This window comes from Halomonas sp. BC04 (assembly GCF_000568385.1).
In genome coordinates, this window is record NZ_AZQX01000102.1 from 1 (window position 1) to 5,694 (window position 5,694).

Sequence of the window (5,694 nt, forward strand, 5' to 3'; positions counted from 1 at the left end):
GTTTCTGACCCAACTGCTGCTGTTCCATCCCCATCGCAGCTTGCCGGCCAGCCTCGCCAACCTGGTACAGAGCAAGCTGGACCAGCTCACCGACCTGGATCGCCGGGCCATGTGCATCGCCGCCGTCATGGGGCAGCGCTTTTCCCTGGCATTGCTGCAGGAGGTGCTGGGGCAGGCCGACTATCGACCCGAACTTCCCCAGCGCTACAGCCTGGTACGCCCCCTGGAAGAGGGCAGCTACCGCTTCATGCACGACCTGATCCTGCAAGGGATCTACGAAGGCATTCCCAAGATACAGCGCGACCGCCTGCATCTGCGCCTGGCCGAGCTCTATGGCGAGGCGGAGCCGGGGCTGCGCGCGCGCCACCTTCACCGTGCGCGATCCCTGGAGGCACCGAACGCCTTCCTGCAGGCGGTGGCGGCGGAAATGGCCCGCTACCGGCATGAGGAAGCCCTGGCGCTGCTGAAGCAGTGCTGGTCCATCGATTATGCGCCGAAGGATGAGTACCGGCTGGTGCTGCTGCAGGGCCAGGTGGCGATGGCGACCGGTCGTATCCAGGCGGCTCGGGAGCACTTCGAGGCGGCCCGTGCCTATGCCCGGGAGGAGCGTCAGCGCATCACCGCCGACCTGTGGCTGGCCCGGGTGCTTAACATGCTCGATGCTCTGGAGGCGGAGGAAGCGATACTCGATGGCCTGCTGCCCCTGGCCGAGGCGCTGGAAGACCCCTTGCCCCTGGCCGAGGCGCTCTATCTCAAGGGCAACCTCTACTTCCCCCGGGGCGATTTTGCCACCAGCCGGGCCTATCACACCCGGGCCCTGGAGCAGGCCCGCCATGGCGGCGACGTGCGCACCGAGATCCAGGCCCTGAGCGGGCTTGGCGATGCCCACTATGCCCAGGGGCAGATGCACAGCACCCTCGAGCTGTTCGACCACTGCGTATCGCTTTGCCGGACCCATGGCCACGCCGACCTGGAGGCCTCCAACCTCTTCATGCTGGGCACGGCCCGCATCTATGCCAACCAGACCGAGGCGGCGCTGGCCGACTGCTTCGACGCCGCCGAGCTGGGCAAGCGGGTCGGCAATCGGCGTGCCGAGGTGGTGGCGCGGCTCACGGCGGGCTGGATCCTGCTTTCCCAGGGTGATCCCCAGGGGGCCGACGAGCAGGTGGAACAGGCGCTGGCGGTGGCTCGCGGCCTGGGCTCTTGGCGCTTCGAGGCCTTTCTGCTGGAGAGCCGCGCCCGGGTCGAACTGATCACCGGACGACCGGCAGAGGCGCGAGCCAGCATCGAGCGTGCCTGGCAGCTGGTGGAGCAGCATGGGATGCAGGCCTTTATCGGCCCCTGGGTGCTGGGCACCCGGGCGCTGCTGGAAGAGGATCCCGAAGCTCGCTCGGCGACCCTGAAACAGGGCGAAGCGCTTCTGGACGCGGGCTGCGTGGGGCATAACGGCTACCGCTTCCTGATCGCGGCGGCGGAGGTCAGCCTGCTCGACCAGCGACCCGACGCGGCCCGCCATTATGCCGAGCGCCTGACCCAGCTGATGGCGGCGGAGCCCTGCGCCTGGGGCGAGCACCACCGGGCCCTGATCGAGGCCCACGCCGATTGGCTGGATACTGTTGCAAAGAGCGTCGCAAAGAGCGTCGAGGAGCGCGCCCTGGAAACCTTACGAGCCAGTTGGTACCGAGGTGAAGCTGCGGGCCTGCGGATGACGCTGCCTCGCCTGGCTGCCAGTCGGCACTAGCCGCAGGGGATCGGCCCGACGCTCCGCTTTCCCCAGCAGCAGCTCGACGACCTGCGCCGACTGTTCCAGGCACTGCTCCTGCAGGCCGGCACCGCGAGTCCAGCCGCCGGCAAACAGCAGCGGGCACACGTCCTGGCGGCCCTCGAAGCGCCTGCGGGCGGTGGTCTGGTTATAGCGCGCGATCTCCTCTTGCGCTTCCAGGCAGTCGGCATCCAGCACGTTGTGCTTGAACAGGGTCCAGGCCTTGGCCTCCAGGTCGCTGTCCAGCGGCGGCAGCCGGTCCCGGTAGCCAGCCTCGCCGGGTGCCGCGGCCGCCAGCGCCGAGGGGCCGTCCAGGGGAGAGGGTCGCCGTTCCAGCATCTCGCGACGGGGAATCCGGTTGAGGTCGTCCACCAGGGAGACGAAGTACTGGGGCAGGCCGGCCTGGTTGTAGGCGGGGTTCTCCGCGTCATTCTGGTGGCGATTGGCCACATAGTCGATTCGGTAGGGGAAGAAGGTGTCTTCGGGGTTCCGCACTTCGATATTGTAGGTGCGCCACAGGTTGCGATTGGGTGGCAGTCGGGCGGCAGCGGTATGACAGACGCTGAAGCTGCGGGTGTAGCGCACCTTGCCGAGGATATGCTGCAGCTCCCGATGGGTGTCGCTCAGCCCGTCGCCGAACGTCAGCAGCGGCAGGGCATCTTCGGCATGGGTGGCCATGATCAGCAGGTCGGCCTCCCAGCGGTCTTCACCGGGAGCCCGCTCGGTCAGCGTCACACCCTGGGGTGAGAGGCTGGCCTCCACCTCGATTCCGCGCAGGATCTCCACCCGGGGCCCCGGTGTACTCGGGTCGGTGACATGGGCGGCCAGGGCCTCCAGCCAGTGCTGGGACCCGTGCTCGAAGTAGCGGCGGTCCGGGGGCGAGCCGCCCTCCTGAATGCGGTAATACTCGAAGGGGGCCTGCAGCGGCATACCGCCCGGGCCGCGGTCGTCGGCGAAGTACATGGCCGAGATGCGCGGGTAATAGATGGTGTGGCGTAGTCGCTCCAGCCGGGCCGGCAGCGCCGGATCCTGCCAATCGATGGTGACACCCAGCTCCTCCGCCGCAGCGGCCAGCATTTCGGCGGGCGTGGCGACGCAGGCGTCGAAGAAGTCATCCACCGTGTAGCGCGGCGTAATGCGCCGGCTCTCCACCAGCTCGATGGCGCTGCGGTGTACCACGGCCATGAGCACCGCGAGCTTGCCCCCATCGACCTGGCTCAGATCGTGGGCCGGGTCGCTGACGCCGCGGAACAGCTCCCTATCGTCGGTCAGGGCGATACTTCCGTCACGGCTGAAATAGCTCTCGGTATTCTCCAGTGGCTTCATGCGCTCCAGTTCGCCGATCTCGCCGAGGATCGTGCGCAGGCGGTGGTAGGTGGCCAGATTGACGTCATTGACCCCCAGGTCGGCCCAGCGCCGGTAGGGCGAGTCAGGCTTACCCGGGTGACGGCGATTGCCCAGGTCGACCCACACCGTCTCGGCGTTGCCGCCCAGGGTGGCCTTGCGCTCGAAGATGTTGACCTCGATCGGCCGGGCAGCCTCGCCGCCTTGCTTCTGTAAGTAGTAGGCCAGCGACAGGCCGGAGACCCCGCCGCCAATGATGGCAACCCGTAGCGGTGTAGTGTCCATGAAGAGGCTTCCTAGGCGATGATTTACCCAAGAATCCCCCAATCTGACGCCGTTACCAAGGGGACAAGGTGAGCTGATACCGAAGTGATCCGTTGCGCGTCGGACGGCCCTTTGCAGCGCTTGCGGTGATACCGAGGTGATGCGGCCACTTCCCCCGCTAACGGCAGTGTGGCCAGCATGATCTTCTACCTGAAGTTCCAGGTGAACATCACCGATGGCAAGACCTTCGACGGCCATGCCGGTGGTGCCTCCTCACCCGGCGGCGGTGCCCTCTTCGGGCACGTCTACACCGACGATCTCGACCGGCTCTATCGCGATACGGTGAGCTTCGAGTTCCAGGGCACGCCGGTCTACCTGAGCATCCTGTACTTCGACAGCCACAGCAAATTGCTGGGCCACTTCCAGTCGGGGGCAGTTTCCACCGTCATTGGTGTTGGCGGTGGCAAAGGTAGCTGGCACTGAGTTGCACGCCTGGTATTCATTAGCCCGCACCCCGGGGCGCCGAGGCGCCCCCGGATAAACGACGCGGCTATTGCCAGGAGCCTTCCCGGCGAACAGCAAAGTCCCGCATGACCCAAGTCATCCCTATGCCTTGGTTGGCATTGTCCTTGGCGTAACGCTCGGTTACGGTGATGAGATAAAGGCCACTGAAGATGGCTTCCGTAATACAGGGTACGCACGGACTGCCGCATAAGGATGATGCGAGTCATCATCGAATCTGCCAGGTAGGGGCGGTAGGTCATCGGTTGGGCCAATGCCGCCGTGCGTGACGGGCAGCTGCAGTTGCAGCCGGGCTATGTGAGCGGACGTGCCACACGCGATGCTGCGCTCGACTCAGCGTTGCAGGAGGAACAGGCGCGCTTGGAGTGGTTCCTCGGGCTGGCCAGTTTCTAATCGGACTCAATCGCGCCAGGCGCTTACCGCCTGTTCGATGGCCTCGGGTGACACCTGGACCGCTCCCCGGAAGGGATTGTCCTGGATGGCAATCAGCCACAGGGCGACGACCGCAGCGAGGCTGAAGACAACAATCGCGTGCCGGTTCGCGGACGCCCGGTCGAGGAATCCCATGCCCATCACAAATTGCGTCAGGAAGCCGAGCAGGAACAAGGCACTCCACGAAAATTGCTGGTAATGATTGGCCACAATGGCGATGCGATCTGTCCGCGCGTCGACAATGTCTTGTGCCAGAGACAGCATCTGGCCATGGGCCGAGGCGGAGAGGCCCTTATCGTTCGCGGCGTCTCGAACGGCGCGTAACAGTTCGAGCAGCGCCTGTTCCGTCCTGCTGCTGCCGCTTTCCTGGAGCAGGCGCTGCCATTCATTCTCCACCACCGAGTCAGCGTACTCGAGAATCGCCGCGCGGATCCTCCCTCCGCTGGCCACTGTCGTTTCACTGGCGACGCCGAGTCCGAAGATCGCCGCACTTTCGGTTTGGACGGCTTGGGACGCTCGATCCTTCCGGTCCATGGTGTCAGCGAGCAGGAAGGCAGCGAACAGCGCAAACAAGGTCGAAACGGCCACGAAGGTCGGCAAGCCGAGGGCGCCAGCTTGAGGCGAGCGCTGAGGGGAGAATGAAACTGGAGCCAGTGGATCAAGGCCCCGGAAGACAGAAATAGAATCAGCAGGAGCAGAAGGATCAACAGGGGGTGGAACTCGAACCAGAAGCGGATCATCGCAATGCGTCGCTTAACGCCTGGCACGGCTCTGGTCTTGCAGTTGGCCGGCCCAGCCGTAAGGATCCTCGGCCCGTCTTCTCAGAGATCGGCGTTTGCAACAGGAAAAGCGGGCGCATAGTTCCCCTCGGTTTTTACGTTCTTATACGACCCTCATTACCGGCCGCAATTGCCAACCGCGTTTGATCTTCCCCTGTATCGTGGCGGCATTCAAGACAGCCGCTCAGGCGTCAACGTCTGGCGCTGGGTCGGCACGCCGCAAAGCCCAATCCATCCTGTAAGGTAGTTTGTCGTAGCATTTCCCTAGCCCCCAACCTCTTACCAGGCTTGGGGGCTTTTCGTTTCTGCCGGACGCTTACTCGTCGCCGGTAAAGGGCAGGGAGGAGTGGTGCAGCACGATGCGCAGGGCGCCGTCGTCGTCCAGGTGGTAGCCCCAGGTCTTGTCCACGGTGGTGGTATTGCCGTCGGCATCCAGAATCGAGACGTTGCCCATGGTCAGCGCCGTGTCGCCGCTGATGAAGATGGCGGCGTTGTCGATGGTGACTTCCTGCCAGCCCTTCAGGGCAAAGCCGCTGTCTTCGCTGTATTCATCGCTGTGGCCGACAAAGTAGGCCAGGGCGCCCTCGGGAG

Annotated in this window: 4 protein-coding genes and 1 pseudogene; 2 read left to right on the forward strand and 3 right to left on the reverse strand. The window is 64.9% G+C overall.

The features are described from left to right. Positions 1–1,741, forward strand: a 1,741-nt coding sequence (locus Q427_RS07440) for a tetratricopeptide repeat protein (RefSeq protein WP_043512500.1), incomplete at its 5' end; no start/stop codon positions are given. Here Q427_RS07440 and Q427_RS07445 read toward each other — a convergent pair. Beyond that, positions 1,664–3,391, reverse strand: a complete 1,728-nt coding sequence (locus Q427_RS07445; protein WP_043512503.1) for an NAD(P)-binding protein — start codon at positions 3,389–3,391, stop codon at positions 1,664–1,666. The genes Q427_RS07440 and Q427_RS07445 overlap by 78 nt on opposite strands. A gap of 168 nt (positions 3,392–3,559) precedes the next feature. On the opposite strand from Q427_RS07445, the gene Q427_RS07450 reads away from it, so the two are divergent. After that, on the forward strand, positions 3,560–3,853 hold the full coding sequence (locus Q427_RS07450; protein WP_269321205.1) for a VapA/VapB family virulence-associated protein: 294 nt from the start codon (positions 3,560–3,562) through the stop codon (positions 3,851–3,853). A gap of 438 nt (positions 3,854–4,291) precedes the next feature. Here the strand turns inward: Q427_RS07450 and Q427_RS07455 are convergent, their stop codons facing one another. Together Q427_RS07455 and Q427_RS32065 are read right to left on the reverse strand one after the other, a co-directional pair. Next, entirely contained in the window at positions 4,292–4,924 is a 633-nt protein-coding gene (locus tag Q427_RS07455) for a bestrophin-like domain (protein ID WP_043512505.1), read from the reverse strand. A gap of 495 nt (positions 4,925–5,419) precedes the next feature. Next, a pseudogene (locus Q427_RS32065) lies at positions 5,420–5,694 on the reverse strand (phosphoribosyl-AMP cyclohydrolase); the annotation flags it as partial.

Excerpts from the sequence above, each read along its gene's own strand:
- Q427_RS07445 (WP_043512503.1), bottom strand. The coding sequence starts at position 3,391 with ATGGACACTACACCGCTACGGGTTGCCATCATTGGCGGCGGGGTCTCC.